The sequence below is a fragment of the Campylobacter concisus genome (assembly GCF_002092855.1).
Taxonomy (GTDB): Bacteria; Campylobacterota; Campylobacteria; order Campylobacterales; family Campylobacteraceae; genus Campylobacter_A; species Campylobacter_A concisus_AI.
The window spans coordinates 1-295 of the sequence record NZ_LVLC01000015.1 but is presented as its reverse complement, the minus strand read 5'-3'; the positions used below and the strand labels follow the sequence as shown (position 1 = coordinate 295).

General features: G+C 36.9%; 1 protein-coding gene. It reads left to right on the top strand.

All coding sequences use genetic code 11. The features are described from left to right. Positions 1–295: TonB-dependent receptor domain-containing protein (locus A3223_RS06695; RefSeq protein ID WP_141081797.1), on the top strand; the 295-nt coding region annotated here is incomplete at both ends.

Below are 295 nucleotides of genomic sequence, written 5' to 3'. Positions count from 1 at the left end.
CAAATGGCTTTAGAGCTCCAACATCTGATGAAATTTATTTTACTTTTCAGCATCCTGATTTTACGATATTTCCAAATTTAGCCCTTCAGCCTGAGATCGCAAAAACAAAAGAATTTGCTGTAACTCTTCATAACTCGCCTAGCTTTTTTACGATAAATCTCTTTCAAACTGACTATAAAAATTTCATCGATCTAAAGTACATCGGTCGTGGTACGCTAACATACGGTAACGCCGGTAGTAGAATGCCAGTAGAAAAATATCAAAACGTAAATAGAGCAAAGGCTCGCGTAAGAGG